Origin of the sequence: Acinetobacter sp. YH12100 (assembly GCF_013419135.1) — a bacterium.
GTDB classification, from domain to species: Bacteria; Pseudomonadota; Gammaproteobacteria; order Pseudomonadales; family Moraxellaceae; genus Acinetobacter; species Acinetobacter pseudolwoffii.
The window spans coordinates 16624-37382 of the sequence record NZ_VPAQ01000023.1; the positions used below are offsets into that span (position 1 = coordinate 16624).

At 42.4% G+C, this 20759-nt stretch carries 20 protein-coding genes and 1 tRNA gene; 12 read left to right on the forward strand and 9 right to left on the reverse strand.

Going from position 1 to position 20759, the window contains the following annotated elements; all coding sequences use genetic code 11:
- Window positions 1-18: 18 nt before the first annotated feature.
- The 4 genes from FTU40_RS13415 to FTU40_RS13430 all read left to right on the forward strand — a co-directional run bounded on the left by FTU40_RS13415 (window position 19) and on the right by FTU40_RS13430 (window position 4638).
- Window positions 19-1374: an amino acid permease gene (locus FTU40_RS13415; RefSeq protein ID WP_005172091.1), complete on the forward strand. Its 1356-nt coding sequence runs from the start codon at window positions 19-21 to the stop codon at window positions 1372-1374.
- Window positions 1375-1463: 89 nt separating this feature from the next.
- A tRNA-Arg gene (locus FTU40_RS13420) sits at window positions 1464-1539 on the forward strand.
- A gap of 371 nt (window positions 1540-1910) precedes the next feature.
- A complete protein-coding gene (locus FTU40_RS13425) occupies window positions 1911-3146 on the forward strand; it encodes an OmpP1/FadL family transporter (protein WP_373684775.1) in 1236 nt (411 codons plus the stop codon).
- A 316-nt stretch (window positions 3147-3462) separates the two neighbouring features.
- Window positions 3463-4638 carry an OmpP1/FadL family transporter gene (locus FTU40_RS13430; protein WP_180041183.1) on the forward strand — a complete coding sequence of 392 codons (1176 nt, stop codon included), beginning with the start codon at window positions 3463-3465 and terminating at the stop codon, window positions 4636-4638.
- A gap of 82 nt (window positions 4639-4720) precedes the next feature.
- Here the strand turns inward: FTU40_RS13430 and thrH are convergent, their stop codons facing one another.
- Window positions 4721-5338 carry a bifunctional phosphoserine phosphatase/homoserine phosphotransferase ThrH gene (gene thrH, locus FTU40_RS13435; RefSeq protein WP_180041185.1) on the reverse strand — a complete coding sequence of 206 codons (618 nt, stop codon included), beginning with the start codon at window positions 5336-5338 and terminating at the stop codon, window positions 4721-4723.
- A 204-nt stretch (window positions 5339-5542) separates the two neighbouring features.
- Here thrH and FTU40_RS13440 point away from each other — a divergent pair, with 204 nt between their 5' ends.
- Window positions 5543-6277 (forward strand): phosphoadenylyl-sulfate reductase, encoded by a 735-nt coding sequence (locus FTU40_RS13440; RefSeq protein ID WP_005172099.1) that lies wholly within the window; start codon window positions 5543-5545, stop codon window positions 6275-6277.
- 172 nt (window positions 6278-6449) lie between these two features.
- On the forward strand, window positions 6450-7832 hold the full coding sequence (locus FTU40_RS13445; RefSeq protein ID WP_005096186.1) for a wax ester/triacylglycerol synthase family O-acyltransferase: 1383 nt from the start codon (window positions 6450-6452) through the stop codon (window positions 7830-7832).
- 207 nt (window positions 7833-8039) lie between these two features.
- Here the strand turns inward: FTU40_RS13445 and FTU40_RS13450 are convergent, their stop codons facing one another.
- From FTU40_RS13450 to FTU40_RS13475, 6 genes are all read right to left on the reverse strand, one after another.
- Window positions 8040-8213, reverse strand: a complete 174-nt coding sequence (locus tag FTU40_RS13450) for a PA1571 family protein (RefSeq protein WP_005096185.1) — start codon at window positions 8211-8213, stop codon at window positions 8040-8042.
- A 132-nt stretch (window positions 8214-8345) separates the two neighbouring features.
- The gene (gene rng / locus FTU40_RS13455; protein ID WP_005096179.1) at window positions 8346-9800 is read right to left on the reverse strand and encodes a ribonuclease G; all 1455 of its coding nucleotides are present in this window, start codon (window positions 9798-9800) and stop codon (window positions 8346-8348) included.
- 41 nt (window positions 9801-9841) lie between these two features.
- On the reverse strand, window positions 9842-10408 hold the full coding sequence (locus FTU40_RS13460) for a Maf-like protein (protein WP_180041187.1): 567 nt from the start codon (window positions 10406-10408) through the stop codon (window positions 9842-9844).
- Window positions 10396-10887 (reverse strand): rod shape-determining protein MreD, encoded by a 492-nt coding sequence (gene mreD / locus FTU40_RS13465; RefSeq protein WP_005096176.1) that lies wholly within the window; start codon window positions 10885-10887, stop codon window positions 10396-10398. The genes FTU40_RS13460 and mreD overlap by 13 nt, the downstream gene beginning before the upstream one ends.
- Complete coding sequence (gene mreC / locus FTU40_RS13470) at window positions 10874-11731, reverse strand: rod shape-determining protein MreC (RefSeq protein WP_005096172.1); 858 nt, start codon at window positions 11729-11731, stop codon at window positions 10874-10876. The genes mreD and mreC overlap by 14 nt, the downstream gene beginning before the upstream one ends.
- Before the next feature lie 16 nt (window positions 11732-11747).
- On the reverse strand, window positions 11748-12794 hold the full coding sequence (locus FTU40_RS13475) for a rod shape-determining protein (protein ID WP_004279360.1): 1047 nt from the start codon (window positions 12792-12794) through the stop codon (window positions 11748-11750).
- A 132-nt stretch (window positions 12795-12926) separates the two neighbouring features.
- Between FTU40_RS13475 and gatC the strand changes: the two genes are divergently transcribed.
- The 6 genes from gatC (at window position 12927) to FTU40_RS13505 (ending at window position 18470) form a co-directional block, all read left to right on the forward strand.
- The gene (gene gatC / locus FTU40_RS13480; RefSeq protein WP_005096170.1) at window positions 12927-13241 is read left to right on the forward strand and encodes an Asp-tRNA(Asn)/Glu-tRNA(Gln) amidotransferase subunit GatC; all 315 of its coding nucleotides are present in this window, start codon (window positions 12927-12929) and stop codon (window positions 13239-13241) included.
- Between the two features lie 52 nt (window positions 13242-13293).
- Window positions 13294-14772 (forward strand): Asp-tRNA(Asn)/Glu-tRNA(Gln) amidotransferase subunit GatA, encoded by a 1479-nt coding sequence (gene gatA, locus FTU40_RS13485; protein WP_180041189.1) that lies wholly within the window; start codon window positions 13294-13296, stop codon window positions 14770-14772.
- Entirely contained in the window at window positions 14772-16265 is a 1494-nt protein-coding gene (gene gatB / locus FTU40_RS13490; protein WP_180041191.1) for an Asp-tRNA(Asn)/Glu-tRNA(Gln) amidotransferase subunit GatB, read from the forward strand. Before gatA ends, gatB begins: the two co-directional genes overlap by 1 nt.
- A gap of 61 nt (window positions 16266-16326) precedes the next feature.
- A complete protein-coding gene (locus FTU40_RS13495; RefSeq protein WP_180041193.1) occupies window positions 16327-17403 on the forward strand; it encodes a hypothetical protein in 1077 nt (358 codons plus the stop codon).
- Between the two features lie 2 nt (window positions 17404-17405).
- A complete protein-coding gene (locus tag FTU40_RS13500; protein WP_180041195.1) occupies window positions 17406-18011 on the forward strand; it encodes a hypothetical protein in 606 nt (201 codons plus the stop codon).
- Window positions 18012-18248: 237 nt separating this feature from the next.
- A complete protein-coding gene (locus tag FTU40_RS13505) occupies window positions 18249-18470 on the forward strand; it encodes a hypothetical protein (protein WP_180041197.1) in 222 nt (73 codons plus the stop codon).
- Between the two features lie 15 nt (window positions 18471-18485).
- Here FTU40_RS13505 and FTU40_RS13510 read toward each other — a convergent pair whose 3' ends face one another.
- Window positions 18486-18974 (reverse strand): hypothetical protein, encoded by a 489-nt coding sequence (locus FTU40_RS13510; RefSeq protein WP_005172120.1) that lies wholly within the window; start codon window positions 18972-18974, stop codon window positions 18486-18488.
- 464 nt (window positions 18975-19438) lie between these two features.
- Window positions 19439-20395 carry a hypothetical protein gene (locus FTU40_RS13515; RefSeq protein ID WP_005172121.1) on the reverse strand — a complete coding sequence of 319 codons (957 nt, stop codon included), beginning with the start codon at window positions 20393-20395 and terminating at the stop codon, window positions 19439-19441.
- Window positions 20396-20759: the final 364 nt, after the last annotated feature.

Genomic DNA, 20759 nt, shown 5'->3' on the forward strand with positions numbered 1-20759 from the left:
ATTGTCGGGCTGAACACTTTGAATAACGAGTCTTCACAACTTCAGCGTGGCTTAAAGAACCGTCATATTCAGTTGATCGCCATGGGCGGTGCAATTGGCACAGGCTTATTCTTAGGTTCCGCACAGGTGATCCAATCTGCGGGTCCTTCTATTATTTTGGGCTATGCCATTGGTGGCTTGATTGCATTTTTAATCATGCGTCAATTGGGTGAGATGATTGTTCATGAACCTGTCGCAGGTTCATTCAGCCATTTTGCTTATAAATACTGGGGCAAGTTCCCCGGTTTCCTTGCGGGCTGGAACTACTGGATTTTATATATCCTGGTGGCCATGACCGAACTTACTGCCGTTGCGAAATATATTAACTATTGGTGGCCTTTTATTCCAGCTTGGGCATCGGTACTGTTTTTCTTTATCGTGATTACCCTGGTCAACCTCGGCAATGTGAAATTCTACGGTGAATCAGAATTTTGGCTTTCAATCATTAAAGTGACTGCAGTTATCTCGATGATTGTCTTCGGTTTATATCTGATCTTGACTGCAGATGCTTCCTCGACTGCGTCTTTCAGTAATTTATGGACTGCAGGTGGTTTCTTCCCGAATGGCTTTGAAGGTCTGTTCTTCATGCTGGCCTTCCTGATGTTTGCCTTCGGTGGGATTGAACTGATCGGTATGGCAGCAGCAGAAGCTGAAAATCCAGAGAAGACCATTCCGAAAGCGATTAATCAGGTGGTGTTCCGTATCCTGATTTTCTATGTGGGTGCATTGACGATTCTGTTATCACTGGTGCCCTGGAATCAGCTTGAGCTAGGTGGTCTGGATAAAAGTCCATTTGTAATGATTTTCAGTCAACTGGGCATTGGCTGGGCAGCACACTTACTGAACTTTATTATTTTAACGGCTGCACTGTCTGTCTATAACAGCGGTATGTATGCCAATAGCCGCATGCTCTATGGTCTGGCTCAGCAAGGAAATGCACCTAAAGTCTTCATGCAAGTGAATAAACAAGGTACTCCGATTCCTGCGGTATTGTTTTCTGCCGCGCTGATTTTCGGTTGTGTATTACTTAACTACTTTGTTCCTGAAGATGCATTAAGCCACTTGATTTATATTGTGGTCGGTGCGTTAGTGTTGAACTGGGCGATGATTACGCTGACCCATCTCAAATTCATTCAGAGCATGAAGAAGCTCGGCCAAAAGACCTCATTCCCAGCACTATGGTCTCCAGCAGGCAATATTCTGGTCTTAGGTTTCATTATTACGATTCTCTACATCATGTGGACTCAGGGTTTTCAGGAATCTATTTTAATGATTCCGGTTTGGATTGTGGTCATGTTCGTTCTGTTTAAGTTGCTTAAGCCTAAAAATACTTAATCGGTTTATATAAGTATATATTCTTAAAAAGTTATTGCTGCGGCAATAACTTTTTTTTGTATTTTTTACAGTACAATAGCCTTCTTTTCGCGCCCTTAGCTTAACTGGATAGAGCAGTTGCCTCCTAAGCGACCGACGTGGGTTCGAGTCCCGCAGGGCGCACCATCCTTTCAAAATGTGATCTATACTTCAAAAAATTAGCGTTAATCTTCATATTTTTAGAATATTTTTTATACAAAAAATCATTTTTTCTTCATTATTTTATTTCTTTTACTTTCAAATACTTATTTCAAAATGAGGCTATTTTTTGGTGTAAAAACTCTATTTTGATGCTTTTTTAGACTAATTAGTTTTTTCTAGAGCATTTACTCTTATTTTAATTGTGATATTTTTGTCACATGGAGTAACAAATGGTCTCGGTGAATACAAGCCGAAATCATCCTAGATGAAAGCTTAAAGCATCAACAAAAACTGTCATAAAAGACTTTATAGCCCAAGGGAAATGTATAATGAAATTAAAAGCACTAAGCACAGCAATGATTTTAGCAACTGTACCAATGACAGGTGCTTTTGCTGCAGGTATGGATCGTTCTGGTCAATCCATCGCTGCGTTCTTACAACCGGGTAACTACTTTGAAGCAGGTATTTCTGTATTAGACCCAGATGTATCTGGTAAAACTACAGCTATGACCACTCTTACGGGGCAGCAAATTCCATCACACGCAACAGGTGATATGGCAAGTGATTATTACTTCCCTCACGCTGCCTTAAAACTACAAGTAACCGATCAATTTTCTTTCGGTGTAATTTACGATCAACCATTCGGTGCAGAAGCTGAATATACCGCTCAATCAGCAGCATTTAATCCGACAGGAAGTGACGGTACCCGTGCTGAAGTAACAACTGAAAATCTAAGCTTCTTATTTGGTTTCCAACCAACTGAAAACTGGAATATTTATGCGGGTCCAGTTTATCAAACAGCTAAAGGTAATGCTGCATTACGTGGTGCAGCATATAGTCTATTACATGGTTACGATGTAACCATGAAAAAAGACAGCGAAATTGGTTGGTTAGGAGGTCTAGCTTTCCAAATTCCAGAAATTGCACTTAAAGCTTCTTTGACCTATCGCTCTGAAGTTAAGCATGAGTTAGCAACTACAGAAGCAACACCTCAAATTGGCATTGGTACAACGGTGCTGGCTCCAGCAATGCCTCTTACACCAACAGGAAATACCAAAGTAACAACTCCACAGTCTGTTAATTTAGATTTTCAAACAGGTATTATGGCAGATACCGTTGCTTTCGCAAATGTCCGTTGGGTCGATTGGTCTGACTTCAGTATTCGCCCACCTGCTTTTGGTAAAACTCTAGATGGTTTAGCAACGGCATCTGCTTCACCACTCGTACCTGCTCCATTAAAACCTACGCTAGCAAGCTTAAAAGGTGGCAACCTTGTTGAATATAACGAAGAGCAATGGTCGGCTACTGTTGGTGTTGGCCGTAAACTGAACGATAAATGGGCAGGTAATGTCTCTGTAGGTTGGGACTCTGGTGTCGACAACCCTGTAACTACTCTTGGCCCAACTGAAGGTTACTGGAACGTTGGTTTAGGTCTTCAATTCTCTCCAGCTCCAAATTACTTTATTGCTGGCGGTGTGAAATACTTCTGGTTAGGTGATGCAACAGCTTTGACAGTAGCTAATCCAAATGTTGGTGAATTTGAAGATAACCACGCTATTGGTTATGGTCTAAAAATGGGTTACCGCTTCTAAGTTATAACTTCATATAAAAACCACCTTCGGGTGGTTTTTTATTGTCTCATTCTATTTTTATACACTTGCATATTATTCGATTATTTTACCATCAATTAAAATTAATAATTTTTTAGTTCTTTTACACTATTTTAAATATTTTAAAATCCATATTTTTCAAAAACTTAAATTCAAAAATATAGTACAAATACTCTAAGCAACCCTTTTATTTAACCGCCTTAGTTCATTTCTTCAACAGAGCTGAGTATTTACTCTTTTTAAAATTATGTTACTTTTCCAGCACATTTTTGTTACAGATGGCATCAGGGAACGTACCATGAAGCTTAATAAAGTTTATTTAGCTATTTTACTTAGCACTTTACCTCTTTCTGCTGTTCAGGCAGCAGGCCTAGATCGTTCTGGTCAGTCCATTTCTGCTTTTTTACAGCCGGGTAACTATGCGGAAGCTGGTATTTCGGTTCTTGATCCTGATGTAAAAGGTAAGTCGACTGTTAATAATCCAATTGCTGATCTCAGGGGCGAAAAAATCAGTGATATGGGTGAAGACTATTACTTCCCTTCCGCAGCAATCAAAGTTCAAGCAACTGATAAAATTTCACTTGGTTTGATTTACGATCAACCTTTTGGTGCTGATGCAACCTACTCATCAACAGCAGGTACATTTGGTAATGGTATGGAAGGAACTTCTGTTGAAGTTGATACTAATAATCTAACAGCGCTGATTGGTTACCAACCCAACCAAAACTGGAATTTTTATGCAGGTCCCGTATATCAAACAGTTGAAGGAAAAGTTTCATTACGTGGTGCCGCATACGGTGGTACTCATCTATTAGGTGGCTACGACATAGATCTTAAAGAAAATGATGCTTTCGGTTGGATTGCAGGTGCCGCATACTCTATTCCTGAAATTGCACTTAGAGCTGCTGTCACTTATCGCTCTGAAATCAAGCATGAACTTGATACTTCAGAAACATTTGCCCTAGGTGCTGTTGTTCGTCCTAACTCAAACACAGAAGTTGTTACACCTCAGTCTGTAAACATTGATTTACAATCAGGTGTTGCTAAAGACACCTTAGCTTTTGCAAATATTCGTTGGGTACATTGGGATCAATTTGCAGTTAAACCTACATATTTAGCTGCTGCAACACAGGCTGCAAGAGGCAAAGCACAAAACCTAATCGACTATTCAGATGATCAGTGGTCTATTACAACAGGTATCTCTCATAAGTTTAATGATAAATGGGCTGGTTCAGCTTCTGTTGGTTATGACTCTGGTGCAGGCAACCCTGTTACGACTCTTGGCCCAGTAAATGGAAACTGGAGTATTGGATTAGGCGCGCAATATAGCCCTGCACAAAGCTATTTCATTGCTGCTGGCGTACGTTACCTATGGTTAGGTGATGCAGATGCACAAACAGGTGGGAATGTTGTTGGTAGCTTTGAAGATAACAGTGCTCTTGCATATGGTATGAAAATTGGCTATCGTTTTTAATTAATCAATGTTAACTAACATTGAAATTCAATAAAAAATGGCGCTAATTGCGCCATTTTTTTATTATTTTAAAATAAAAATATTAAGCTGGAATATCTCGAACTGAGGCATTGCGAATTGCCTCTTTTAAAGCTTCATAACCATGAATTGCAGGGAATTGTGGGAATTCTTTAATCACATTTTCTGGTGCATCAAACAAAAAGCCTTTATCCGCCTCACCCAGCATAGTGGTGTCATTATAAGAATCCCCTGCCGCAATCACACGGAAATTCAAACCATGCAGTGCTTTAACAGCCTGACGTTTTTGATCTGGCTGGCGAAGTTTATAAGCCGAGATCATGCCTGCTTCATCTGTTTCCAGTTTATGACAGAAAATAGTTGGCCAATCCAGCTGCTTCATTAGTGGATGCGCAAATTCATAGAAAGTATCTGAAAGGATAATCAGTTGAAAATGCGTACTCACCCATTTCACAAACTCTTTTGCTCCCGGGAACGGCCCCATTTCTGCAATCACTTCCTGAATATCGCTCAAGCCTAAACCGTGCTGTTTTAAAATATTCAGACGTTGGGTCATCAGTACATCATAGTCAGGAATGTCACGAGTCGTCGCTTCAAGCTCTTTAATACCGGTTTTTTTGGCAAAGTTAATCCAGATTTCTGGAACCAACACACCTTCTAAATCTAGACATACGACTTCCATGAACATTCCCTCTAAGTTGTATTGAAAAAATTTTGCACTATCATAGCTGAAGCAACAGATTTTGTACTGTACTTTTTTAAATCTATTTTTTTCATAAGTATTTATTTTTTAGTGATAAGTCAATTAAATCAATTCTATTAAAATAGAGGTGAAATTAATTAATATAGGCCATGTCCTTTCCAAGCCTATATCGCCAGGATTCTCATGACCATCATTCCTACTATTGATCGTATTGATGCACTTGCATCTGAATATGCAGATAAATCGCCTAATGAAATCTTGGCACTTGCACTGAGCCAGCAAGGTGAAATTGCGATTTCATTTTCTGGGGCCGAAGATGTTGTATTGATTGATATGGCCTCTCATCTGGGTAAACCATTCCGGGTATTCAGTCTGGATACTGGACGTTTACATGCAGAGACCTATCAGTTTATTGAGCGGGTGCGTAAGCATTATAATATCGAGATTGAAATCTGCTTCCCCGAAACTGCAGACGTGCAAAATCTAGTGACGACAAAAGGTTTATTCAGTTTCTTTGAAGATGGCCATCAGGAATGTTGCGGTATACGCAAGGTTCAACCACTGCGTAAAAAACTGGCCACGCTGGATGGCTGGATTACCGGTCAGCGTAAAGACCAAAGCCCGGGTACCCGTAATGAAATTCCTGTGGTTCAGGCAGATCCAGGTTTTTCCGGTCCGGGTAAGCAGCTGATCAAATACAATCCTCTGGCCAACTGGTCCAGTGCAGATGTCTGGAGTTATATCCGCATGATGGAAGTGCCTTATAATGCGCTGCATGAAAAAGGTTTTGTTTCAATCGGCTGTGAACCCTGTACCCGCCCTGTCCTGCCGAATCAGCATGAACGTGAAGGCCGCTGGTGGTGGGAAGAAGCCACGCATAAAGAATGTGGTCTGCATGCCGGCAACTTGCAAAAATGATCTAGCATAACCATCGACTCGTCGGTGGTTTTTTCATAAACCAATCATCTACAGAAAAATCAGTACCTTTCCGTGGCAAAATCGCTATACTTTGTAATGTCAATATTAATAATTCTAACAAGGTTGTTCGGATCAGAGCAGCTGAAGAAAGTGCAGTGAGGCAATCTACGCTATGCGTCCATTACATCCAATTGATTTTATTTTCTTAACTTTAGAGAAACGGCAGCAACCTATGCATGTAGGTGGGCTATTTTTATTCCAAATTCCCGAAAATGCACCAGCTTCCTTTATTCAGGATCTCGTCACTGATATTCAAAACTCCAAATCATCGCCGATTCCACCTTTTAATAATTATTTAAATGGCCTGTTTTGGGATGAAGACCAAGAATTTGATTTAGATCATCATTTTCGTCATATTGCCCTGCCGAAACCGGGTCGTATCCGTGAGTTGCTCACTTATATTTCACAAGAACATAGTGCGCTGATTGATCGTGCCAAGCCTTTATGGACCTGTCATATTATTGAAGGCATTGAAGGTAATCGTTTTGCCATGTATTTCAAGATCCATCATGCGATGGTGGACGGAATCGCCGGCATGCGTCTGGTCGAAAAATCGCTGTCGCATGATCCGAATGCCAAAAGTATTGTGCCACCGTGGTGTGTTGAAGGGCCACGCGCCAAACGCCTTAAAGCACCTAAGGTCAATGCTTTTAAAAATGTCCTGCAAACCATTAAAGGCCAACTAGAATGCGCACCACGCGTCGCTTATGAGCTGTCTCAGACCGTTATGAAGGATATGGGGCGCAATCCGGATTATGTGTCCAGTTTTCAGGCACCAAGTTGTATTCTGAACCAACGTGTCAGTGCTTCGCGTCGTTTTGCGGCACAATCCTTTGAATTTTCACGTTTACGGCATATTTCTAAAGCATTGGGCGTCACGATTAATGACATGGTACTGGCCATCTGTTCAGGTGCACTACGTGAATATTTACTATCACAAAACGCTTTACCGAAAAAACCATTAATTGCTATGGTTCCGGCCTCGGTTCGAAGTGATGATTCGGATGTTTCCAATCGCATTACCATGATTCTGGCCAATCTGGGCACCCATAAAGAAGATCCTCTGGAACGTCTCAAAATTGTACGTGGCAGTGTACTGAGTGCCAAGGAACGTTTTAAACGCATGAATGCCAATCAGATTTTAAATTATAGTGCCTTTGTCTATGGTGCAGCCGGTCTGAACATTGCATCGGGTTTAATGCCGACGCGCCAGGCATTTAATGTGATTATTTCCAATGTACCCGGCCCTCAGGAACCGCTATATTGGAATGGTGCACGTCTCGAAGCGCTTTATCCAGCCTCAATTGTACTAGATGGGCAGGCTTTAAACATTACCATGACCAGCTATCTGGACAAACTGGAAGTCGGCTTAACCGCATGCCGTAATGCCCTGCCGAAAATGCAGAATCTGCTGACGCATCTTGAAGAAGAAATCCAGCGTTTTGAACGAATTGTAGATGGTGAACCTGTCCCAAAGTTACAGGCGGTGAGCTAGCCGCAGATCAATAAATAGAATATATAAACTGAAAAAAGTGTTGATCATTTTTGCCAGTCCTAGCGCACATAATTAAGGGGCTCATAGAGCCCCTTGGTTTTATTTTTTAACATCGTTTTAAATTTATTTTATATTTTTGGGATGATGCATCCATTTTTGATTGCCTAGAATTTATTTCAATCTGCACAAGATTCTGTATCGGTAGCATTAGCTTTTGATGGTACGACACTGTTGTAATAATTGATGGCAGGCATTACGAATCATGCTGGCGGTAATCTGGACTTCATTACCGCGCTCATCGACGATATATCCTGCATGTACAGTCTTTGGTTCTAATACGTGTTTTAGGCCTTTATTAATTACTGCTTTACTCATATTCATAACACACTCCTTTTGCTAAGCCTGAAACTGGGAGAAACGGCTTTGGCTAATTCATGCATCTAGTATTGTAAATAACAGCACCAATGTAAAATTTCAGATGTAACAAGTGTTTAACGATATTCTGTTACAATTTCAGCTGAGAATGATATCGTATTGCTCTTGCGTATACAGATTTTCTACTTGGAACTTAATCACGCGATTAATGAAATGCTCTAGATCAGCGACTGCTGGGGCCTCTACTGTTAGTAAACGATCAATTACAGCGGGATGCGCGACAACAGTAAAGCCACTCTGCGACTCATAAGCACGTGCATAACGCAGAATTTCTCTGAATATTTCGTAACATACTGACTCGGCTGTTTTGACATAACCACGTCCCTGACAAGTCGGACAGGATTCACAGAGTAAATGTTCCAGTGACTCACGGGTGCGTTTTCGGGTCATTTCCACCAGACCCAGTTCAGATACCTGAGTAATCTTGGTTTTAGCATGGTCACGTTCCAACATGCGCTCAAACTGTTTCATCACTTCTTCACGATGCTGCGCTTCCTGCATATCAATGAAATCAATGATGATAATTCCACCCAGATTACGCAGACGCAACTGACGTGCAATGACCTGAGTCGCTTCCATATTGGTTTTAAAAACAGTGTCTTCCAGTGAGCGACCACCCACATAAGAGCCGGTATTGACGTCAATGGTGGCCATCGCTTCGGTCTGATCAATCATCAGATAACCGCCCGACTTCAACGCAACACGAGTTTGCAGCGCCTTTTGCAGATCTTCTTCAACATTATATAAGTCAAAAATTGGACGCTCGCCCGGGTAGTGCAGTAAGCGGTCTCGCATATTCGGCACGAATTCTTCGACAAACTCTTGCAGCTTGGCATGAATTTCACGTGAATCGACGTAGATTTTTGCAGTTTCTTCATTGGCCAGATCACGAATGATCCGTTGTGGTAAAGGCAATTCTTCAAAGATCAGCGAGGGAACTGCAATAATCTTCTGCTTACGCTGGATATATTCCCAAAGCTTGGCCAGATAAGCCATATCTTGGGCAATGGCTGCTTCTTCAATACCTTCAGCAGCGGTACGTACAATCACTGAGCCTGGCAGCTTATGCTCGGCCTGAATCCGCTCAATAATCGAACGCAAACGATTGCGCTCTTCCTCAGATTCAATTCGCTGCGACACCCCAATATGATTGCCATAAGGCATCAGCACCAGATAACGCGAAGGAATAGACAAATCCGTGGAAAGACGGGCACCTTTGGTACCCAGCATATCTTTCATCACCTGAACCGTGAGGATTTGACCGGGCTGAAGCAGTTCAAAGACATTTGGGGTGGGCTGCTGGCGCGGCCAGACCATATCATTGATATGCAAAAATGCCGTTCTGGACAGACCAATATCCACAAACGCAGCCTGCATACCCGGCAAGACCCGTACCACTTTGCCTTTATAGACATTACCGACCAAGCCACGCTTGGCCGTACGCTCGACAAACAGTTCATTGACCGTGCCGTTTTCAATCAACGCGACCCGACATTCCATCGGCGTGACGTTAATCAATAACTCGTCAGACATAATTACACTCAAAACATTATAAAAATTCTTTTTATCAGCAGTTAATTTAGTGCCTTAACTGTCTGTAATAACTGTACGGTTTCATAGAGCGGCAAGCCGACCACATTGGAATAGCTGCCTTGTATTTTTGGAATATAACGTGCTGCAATTCCTTGAATCGCATAAGCCCCGGCTTTACCCAGCGGCTCACCTGTGGCCCAGTAACTTTCCATGTCTGCGGCACTCAGGATTTGAAATTCTACCTGCGTATGTACCACTATACTGTATTTTTCATCTTTTGTACGAACACAGACACCGCTATAGACATCATGCCACCGACCGGAGATTTTTGTCCACATTTCAATGGCATGTTGCTTGGATTCTGGTTTACCCAAAATCTCACTATCGACCCCCAGACTGGTATCCGCAGCAATGATGATTGCATCTGGATAACGCTCGGCCACTGCATCAGCCTTGGCTCGTGCCAGACGTTCAACATAAGCCGCGACGGATTCACCTTCACGCACAGATTCATCGATATCCGGACTGTAGATATCAAAGCTCAGTCCGAGCTGCTGTAATAACTCACAACGCCGAGGTGAGCTGGAAGCGAGAATTATATGCGCCATTTTTTCAACATATAATAGAGGACAGGCCAAACCAGAATACTGGTCAGCATTGGAATCCAGTGCCTGGCAAAAGAAAATTGCACGCCTGCCACAATCTGGGCAAAAAAGATCATCAGCAAATGTGCAACAATTGCCAGCCCCGTAATCACCCAGAGATTATTAAAGGTCAGGATACGGCGTTCACGAGTCAGGAATCGGGCTAAAAAGGCAATAATAATAAAGCTGAGGGCATTCAGACCTAAAGGTGCGTCCAGCAGCAAATCAATAAAAATACCGGTACCAAAGGCAAACCATATCCCGCACCAGGTCGGCTGACACAACACCCAGAATAGCATCACCATCAGCATAAACAGCGGGCGCCAGCCCGAGAGGGTATAAGAAAGTGGATAGACCATCAAAATCGAAGCCACGATCACCGAAATGACGATGGCAAATAAGGGATCACGATGCTTTCTGGATTTCATCTTAGCGATTGACATGCGGTTGCTCCATCGCCAATGAGTCGGAAAATAACACCACCACATGATGACCACCGGCCAGCTGCGCGGCTGGCGTTACATCAATCTGGGCAAATTCACCTGAATTATGTCGTTGTACTTTGGACACCTGCCCCACCAGATAACCTGCCGGAAAATGTTGGCCCAAGCCGGAACTATAGACTTTTTCCCCGACCTTGATATTGGCACTGGTCGGTACATATTCCATTTTCAAACGTCCCAGATCACCCGTCCCCGAGACAATGGCACGCATTCCGGTATGTTCCAGACGCACTGACAATGAATGTTCTTTATCAGACAACAGCATGACCCGGCTACTATGCGGATAGACATTAATAATCTGTCCCATAATCCCCTTGTCATCCAGTACCGTTTGCCCGACTTTCAGCTCGTTATTTGAACCCCGGTTGATCACAATGATATGTCTTAAAGGATCGGCATCGGTGCCAATCACTTCCGCAATTTCAATACGCCCGTCAATGATCAGTGGTGTATCGAGCAGACCGCGCAAACGGGTATTTTCAGCAGAAAGTTCAGAGATTTTTTGTAAGCGAACTTGCGCCTGCAACAACTCAGCCTGCATCGCGGTATTTTCCCGACGCAACTGAACTTCAGACTTGGTTTGTTGATTCAACCACTCTCGCGACAATACCGGATAACTGGCCACAGCATAAATAGGATTATAGGCCGCGTACAGGACATCCCTTGCAGGTTGTACAACATGTGGCATGCGCCAATCAAAGAAAAGCACCACCAAGCATGTTACCAATGCAATGATAAAAGAGCGAAAAGATGGCGGTTGTCGAGAAAACAGATGTGCTTGCACCCGCCGAATCCTTTTCTTAGCCTACGAATAACATGTCATGATTTGGATTGTCGAAAAATTCGAGTACCTTGCCACCACCACGGGTTACACATGAGAGTGGATCTTCTGCCACCACAACCGGCAGGCCGGTTTCTTTGGCCAGCAGCTTGTCTAGATTACGCAGCAATGCACCACCACCGGTTAACACGATACCGCGTTCAGCAATATCCGAAGACAGCTCAGGAGGTGTGTGTTCTAGTGCTGATTTCACCGCAGACACAATGTTTTGCAAAGGATCTGAAATGGCTTGAGTCACTTCGTCTGAGTTAACCACAATCGCACGTGGTACACCTTCTGCAAGATTACGGCCACGAACTTCAATTTCAAGCGGTTTAGCACCTTCATCTGGCAAGGCCATGCCCACTTCTTTTTTGATCACTTCTGCCGTGGTTTCACCAATCACACAGCCATGCGCCTTACGCACATAGTTAATGATCTGCTCATCAAAGACATCACCGCCAATCCGTAAAGAATCTGCATAGACACAACCCTGCAGGGAAATGATCGCAATTTCAGTGGTACCACCACCGACATCGACCACCATTGAACCACAGGCCTGCTCAACTGGCATACCTGCACCAATGGCCGCTGCCATCGGTTCTTCGATTAAACGGACATCACGTGCACCAGCATTAAATACCGCTTCACGAATAGCACGACGTTCAACCAGCGTCGATTTACATGGTACACACACCACCACACGCGGTGCCGGAGTAAACAGACGGTTTTCATGTACTTTGCGAATGAACTGATTCAGCATGGTTTCAGTGACTTCAAAATCCGCAATCACCCCATCTTTCATGGGGCGGATTGCTGAGATATTGGCTGGGGTACGACCTAGCATTTGTTTCGCTTCAAGACCTACAGCGGCAACAATTTTATGTGAACCACTATGACGGATAGCTACAACCGTGGGTTCATTTAATATAATGCCTCGTCCTGGCGCATAAATAAGTGTATTTGCAGTACCTAAATCAATGGCAAGATCTGGCGAAAACAAGCCTATTAGTCGTTTTAGAATCACGGGGACGTTCTCAATTAAACTTTATATGGACGCAAGGTGGCAACTTTAACTAAATGTGATGATTTGGACAAGTCAATCGCTTATCATAACGCATGATAATTTGAATTTTTTTAATACTGATTAGGTAATATTATGTCTACATCGGATGCACAGCATTCTGCAGATTTAAGTGCAGAAACAGTTTCAGCCATTGCCCACCTTGCAAGGTTATCTCTCAATGATACGCAATCTGCTGAATATGCTCAAAGTTTAAATAAGATTTTAGGCATGATGGACACATTGAAAGGCATCAATACCGACGGAATTGAACCGCTGAAGAGCCCTTTCGACCATCCTCAGCCACTACGTGAAGATGTGGTCTCAGAAAGCAATCATCGCGAGCAATACCAAGCAGTTGCACCTGCTGTTCAGGATGGTTTATACCTCGTACCGCGCGTGATTGAGTAATTACTACCCAGTTCATTCTTTTTATTAAATTAAACGTAAAGAATTATTTCTCATGACAGATTTACATCGCTTATCCATTCGTGAACTCAGTGAAGGTCTGGCAAATGCCCAGTTTTCATCTCGCGAATTGACTGAACATTACTTAAAGCGCATTACAAAAATTGATGCTCAAGTAAAATCATATGTAACCGTTACGCCTGAATTGGCATTGGCAGAAGCTGATGCGGCTGACACACTGCGTAAGGCAGGTGGTGCAAATGTGTTAACAGGCGTACCAATCGCGCATAAAGACATTTTCTGTACTCAAGGCATCAAGACCACTGCCGGTTCTAAAATACTGGACAATTTTATCTCTCCTTATGACGCCACCGTTGTTGCGAAAGGCAAAGCTTCGGGCCTGGTGACTTTGGGTAAATTGAACATGGACGAATTCGCCATGGGTTCGACCTCTGAAAACTCATATTACGGCGCAACGGCTAACCCTTGGAATTTAAACCATGTTCCTGGCGGTTCTTCAGGTGGTTCAGCAGCAGCTGTTGCAGCGGATCTGGCACCCTTCGCTACCGGTACTGACACCGGTGGCTCTATTCGTCAACCTGCGTCATTCTGTGGCCTGACTGGACTTAAACCGACCTATGGCCGTGTGTCGCGCTTCGGTATGATTGCCTATGCATCATCCCTCGACCAAGGCGGCCCGATGGCACGCTCAGCAGAAGACTGTGCCTACCTGATGAACGTGATGGCCGGTCATGATGCCAAAGATTCAACATCAATGAATCAAACCGTAGATAACTATGTGGCGAACCTGAATGATACATCCGTCAAAGGTTTACGCATTGGTATTCCAAAACAGTACTTTAATGTTGCCGGCCTAGCTGAAGATGTTAAAGCACGTGTCGAAGAATCATTGAAAAAGTTAGAAGACATGGGCGCTACGCTGGTTGAGATCGACCTCAACATGACCGAAAGCTACGTTCCGACTTACTACCTGATCGCACCTGCTGAAGCATCCTCTAACTTACAACGCTTTGACGGTGTGCGTTATGGCTACCGCTGTGAAAATCCAGTGGACTTGATGGACTTGTACAAACGTTCACGTTCAGAAGGTTTTGGTAAAGAAGTGCAACGTCGTATCTTGATTGGTACATATGCATTGTCTGCGGGTTACTACGATGCCTACTACGTGAAAGCACAAAAAGTACGTCGTTTGATTCAACAAGACTTCTTAAAAGCATTTGAATCTGTTGATGTGATTGCTGCCCCTGCTGCACCAACAACAGCGTATAAGATTGGTGCAAACCTTTCTCCTGTTGAAATGTACTTGGGTGACATTTACACCATCGCGGTGAACTTGGCAGGTCTTCCTGCGATTAATGCGCCTGTTGGTTTTGACCAGAACAACTTGCCAGTTGGCTTACAGTTGATTGGGAATTACTGGTCAGAATCGCAATTGTTGTCTGTGGTACACCAGTATCAGCAAGTAACTGATTGGCATACACAACGCGCGGCAATTGCTGAGGAGAATGCATAATGGCTCAAGCTCAAAACAATTCTACAAAAGCGGCTAAACCAAAATCTAACCTGATTGAGGGTTGGGAAGTCGTTATTGGTATCGAGATTCACACTCAGCTTGCCACCAATACCAAAATTTTCTCAGGTTCATCGACTGTTTTCGGTAATGATCCAAACACCCAAGCCAGCCTGGTTGATTTGGCCATGCCGGGCGTATTGCCGGTATTGAATAAAGAAGTGGTGGATCTTGCGATTCGCTTTGGTTTGGGTATCGATGCCTATATTGATCAGGCCTCCGTATTTGCGCGTAAAAACTATTTCTACCCGGATTCGCCAAAAGGCTACCAGATTAGCCAGATGGACAATCCGATTGTGGGCTTGGGTCATATCGACATCCAGCTTGAAGATGGCACGGTTAAACGGATTGGCGTAACCCGTGCGCACCTTGAGGAAGATGCAGGTAAATCGATTCATGACCAGTTCGAAGGTATGTCAGGCATTGACTTGAACCGTGCCGGTACACCGCTGCTTGAAATCGTATCTGAACCGGATATGCGTTCGGTTGAAGAAGCGGTTGCTTATATTAAAGCGATTCATACGCTGGTGCGCTGGTTAGGCATTTCTGACGGCAACATGGCAGAAGGTTCGTTCCGTTGTGACTGTAACGTGTCTTTACGTCGTCCGGGTCAACCCTTCGGTACGCGTTGCGAATTGAAAAACCTGAACTCATTCCGTTTTATTGAACAAGCGATCAATGTTGAAATTGAACGTCAAATGGAAATTCTGGAATGGGACGGCACCATTGATCAGGAAACGCGTTTATTCGATCCTGTGAAGATGGAAACGCGTTCAATGCGTTCAAAAGAAGAAGCCAACGATTACCGTTACTTCCCTGACCCTGACTTGTTGCCTGTGATGATTGCGGATGAACAAATCGAAGCAATCAAAGCCACCATGCCTGAGCTGCCTGCGGCACGTCGTGCGCGTTTTGTGGCGGACTTTGGCGTGACTGAGTACGATGCTCACGTTCTAACGCTTACTCGTGAAATGTCAGAGTTTTATGAAGAAGTCGTGAAAGCTGCTGGCGGCGCTGCACAAGGTAAGATTGCTGCAAACTGGGTGATGGGCGAATTCTCAGGGGCGCTCAACAAAGCAGGCCTAGATCTTCAAGATTCTCCTGTTTCTGCGGAAAAACTTGGCGGCATGATCGCACGTATTGTCGATAACACCATTAGCGGTAAGATCGCGAAACAAGTGTTCGGCTTTATGTGGGATGAAGGCAAAACTGCGGACGAAATTATTGCTGAGAAAGGCTTGAAACAGGAAACTGATACAGGCGCGATTGAAGCAATTATTAAGGAAGTGCTTGCCGCCAACGAGAAGATGGTTGAAGAGTACAAATCTGGTAAAGAAAAAGCTTTCAACGGTCTGGTTGGTCAAGTGATGAAAGCGTCTAAGGGTAAAGCCAACCCTGCTCAAGTGAATGAATTGATGAAGAAATTGATTGGTTGATTTATTCGCTAATTGATTGATTATATGCTATAAAAACCTCGCTTAATGCGGGGTTTTTTGTATGACAATTATTGTTTGTGGATACACACATAAGCTAAAAGAAAAAATTGACTATGCGCAAATTTGGTCTGATGTAAATAAAGAGCAATGGTCATTTCAGGATCGAAAAATTATAGATGCTGATGGGAATGAATTAGCTGATATGTCTAGGCGAAAAAAATATGAAAGACCCGAGCTTAATCATCAAAATTATGAATTAGTTTTAGATGATTATTATAAAAGTACATTTTATTTATGTGATTCTGGAATTTCTGTCGGAAATAATCTGGCATATATCGACAATTTCTTCAAAGTTGAAAGTATAGACTTAAAACTCTATCAACCATATTTTGTAGGAGAATACTTTCACAGTTATAATTCTGTATATCTCACTAGAAAGGTTGCCATAGGATTCGCTGGAAATGTAAATTTAGCTAAATTATGCATAGCTTATATACGAGAACATTTAGAACAATTACGTATTTCTTGTAAGGATTTTCATCCTATTGAATATAACATTCGAAAACATTGTGATAAAAACAACCCTTTAGAAGTAAATTCTGACACAACAGGTTGGGACGAAAGTTTATTTGGAAACTATAATGAAAAAATATTATATACAGGAGAACAAGTATCTGAATTTATTGAACACTCTATTAATGCAGGATATGAAAGGATTAGAAAAAATCTAAGTAATTTAAAAGCCAATACAACTATAAGAGAAAAGGATATTATTGCTGAGTTTGCAGTAACTATATACTGCCCATCCAAGAACAAAAATGAAATATATGTATATCGCCCGAAATTTATTGAGAATGAATTTGGAGTGCCTAATGGAAAATTAATTGCAGAAAAGCATCTTCTACCCGAAGATCAAATTGCAATTTTAGGTACTAAAGCTATCACTCAAGATCTAGAACAACAATATTCTAATTTATTAACAGATATTAAGAATCCTCAAGAAGAACTATTTAAATCAGTAAATCAATACATCAAAAATCAGATTTCGGAATGCATTTTCAATGTTAACTTACCCTCTTATTATTTCCAATTTGATCAATATAAAGGCCTAACCATAATTAAGAGATTAAAAGAATAAATATGACTATCAAAAAAGTATCCTCCATCGCCAAACTCGAAGACTTAGGACGTATTCAACTGTCAAAGTCATTCTTCATGCGCGACTTCCTCTATAGCGAAATCGCCAATTGGTACGGTGTACCCAACTTCCCTGACCATCCTGACATTGCCATTCGCACAGGCAAAGAACTCTGCCAACAACTGCTCGAACCATTACAAGAAAAATTTGGACGAATTGCGATTCGCTCGGCATATCGTTCTCCAACCGTCAATCAACTCGGCAACGAAAAAGGACATAACTGCGCAAGCAACGAAAAAAACTTTGCCAGCCATATTTGGGATTACCCCGATGCAAAAGGTTATGGCGCGACGGCGTGTATCGTTATTCCATCATTCTTAGAATTGTATGAAAAAGACCAAAGTAATTGGCAACAACTTGCTTATTGGATTCATAACAATTTGAACTATAGCCATCTACAATTTTTCCCAAAACTCTGTGCATTTAACATTGGTTGGCATGAACAGTCTGCACGGGACATTTATAGTTATATCCAGCCAAAAGGCTATTTATTACGGGGTAAAGCGGTGAATAAAGAATTTGAAAAGTTTTATCCTGATTTGATTTAATCCCCCTAAATCCCCCTTTGAAAAGGGGGACTTTGTCACGTAATCAAATTGATACACGTAGTTCCCTCTCCTTTTTTAAAGGATGAGCGTTATAACGCGCAAGAGGGAGAGGATTATTAAAAGACTCCCTCTCCTGAGCAAGTTTTAAAGCACTACTTTAAAATGCAGCGCAAGCGGTTACTAGCAAGATTTTTATTATTTATACTATAAAATCAGAAATATCCAAGCAAAACAAAAATGACACCTGAACTATTACTTACCATCATTCAAACCCTCATCGGATTATTTGCTCTGGTCATTATCATTTTACTGATAATGATCAAATGGCGTAAACGACTATCCGCAGCTCAGCCTGTACCATATAGAAAACAGCGCGGTTTGGGCTTAGCAGATGGGCTTGAATTTATTTTCTATCCTATTTACTGGCTGATTAAAATCATTATCGCTATTTTCAAATAAAACCAGCTTACCCTCTTACAACCCCAACTTATTCAGCAAATCTGGTGTCAAAAAAGTCTGTGCCACACGATTTAAATCGATATAACGCAGCACACCTTTAAGCTGATTATTGATTTCAGGATTCTTTAAAATTTCCTCACCTGTGGTTTTACCCAAAGCCTGAAAACTATCGCCCACAGCCTGTAAACCTTCAGCTTGAATCACCGCCTTGGTCTGTGCTGAACATTGCTCCACTAAAATGCGCTGCAACACCGTCGCCAGATTCTTGTCTAATGCTTCCTTTTGAGTCGCAGTCACATTGCTAAAAGCCTTTAAGTCCGGATGATTGCCCAATGCCACAAATGTCCATTGCAAGACCGTGGTTTTATCAGTGGCTGTAGTGGACTTCATCAAACAGTCACTCAGCTGATCGACCGTTGGGCCCGCCATCGTAACCTGTGCTGCTCCCAATAATGCTGCACCTAGAAAAAATGAACGAATACGAGAAGAACTTTTTAAACCCATCACCACTTCCTTTTAATATGACATCAGCATTTTGGCGCTGAAAATAGTTTCTTTGTATCATGTAAAAAGGAAATATACTGATAGAGCTCTGTAAAACCTGAACTGGATTTAAAATTAATTCAGATGAAAAATTTCATCCCATCATGCTATTCATCAGATGATGATATTGATCGAGTAAACTTAGCGTTATTATTCAAATTAAAACAATAAAAATAATCATGATGACTGCAAACACCTTTAACAGCATCCTTCCTTGGAGACTGGTTGTGTTCTTTAGCTTGACCGTATTGTTATTGATCCATCCTGTTTTTCGAAGATGGATGTTCGAATCGCGCGACTTGCCCAGCAAACGCAGTCGGATCTCATCCTCTATATCCGACCTGATTGAACTGATTTTTTATCCCATCTTCTGGTGAATCAAAATCATCATACGGATTCTGGATTAAATGCGTTTAATGCAGTGCTTATTTGATCTGTCTCAACATATTCTTCGCACCACTATGATTATAGTTGTTAGACAGATTCTGTAGCACACGCTTGGCCTGAGTTTTAGCATTCGGGAAACGGTTGGCATAGGCCGGAATCCCGTTCAAACAGCGAGCAACCAGCATCCCTGATTCGGTATAAACCCGAGTTCCCTCAGTCCCCTGCAATTTGCCATAATTGTAGGCACGCTGCGCATTATTGCAGGCATTATTCAGGTTCTTGCCACTATTAATATCACGGCGTGCTGCCACATAGAGCTTCATCTGCTGCTGTTGGGGTGTTTCTACCACTGAAGCTCTCACGGGGACTACCCTCGTCGCGATCTGTTTTTTCTCTAACTCTTTTCTTTCTAATTCCTTTCTCTCTAATTCTTTCCTTTCCTGCTCTTTACGCGCTGATTCTTTAAGTTCATTCGTGCTCTTCGTTACAGGCGTTTTTATCGATGCAGCAGTCTTTTTCTGGGTAGCGACAGTGTTCTTATTTGCAGCAAGGTAAAAGTTTCTTGCCTCAGTCGCACTCATCAACTTGGTCAGCAATCGAACGCTACGGTTCTGGCTGGTTTTATCGACCTGTCGTTCAGAAACCGGCTCGATCGAGACGATCCAGCTTTCAGCCAGGCCATCCATACGACACTGATAGGCGCCGCTTCCCTGTACCACACCTCGGTTTGTACTCAGGCGTTTGCGTTGGGCAAGATCTGCCACGGCATTAAAATTACTTCTATACAATAGGGAAAATTTACCGCCTTGTTCATGACAATATTGCGTCAGGATCGAACGCGGATACATGGCCTGAGTGCTGTTATTTTTCTGTGCTTGCCCCCAAAGATAAATATAATCTTTTGCACTGCCATCACGTTGATTCAAAGCCCGCTTGGCGATTAGCTCTTCCGGACTGGCAAAAGGATGTAAAACCCCTGATTTCAGCCGACTCACGCTATTACATCCCGCCAAGCCTATTGCCCCTATTATTAGAATTATTACGTTTAGCTTCACAGCAAATATCTCAACCCCAGATTCCCGTATAACATAGCCTAAATATCAGCAAACAACAAACACAAGATATTGATAAGTATCAAATTTAAAAGATAAAAAGGAGGCACATCATTCACAACCCTATACATTATGCCAAGCCTCAGCCTATAAAAATTGAGATAAGCATCCTTCTGGCGCGTAGTTAAAGGATAAATAACAGCGGGATTGAATCGGAAATAAATAGAACACCACATAAAAAGCCGAAGAAAGATAGCAATCTTTCTTCGGCAGCTTATTCAGGATAACGGTACAGATCTTTATTATC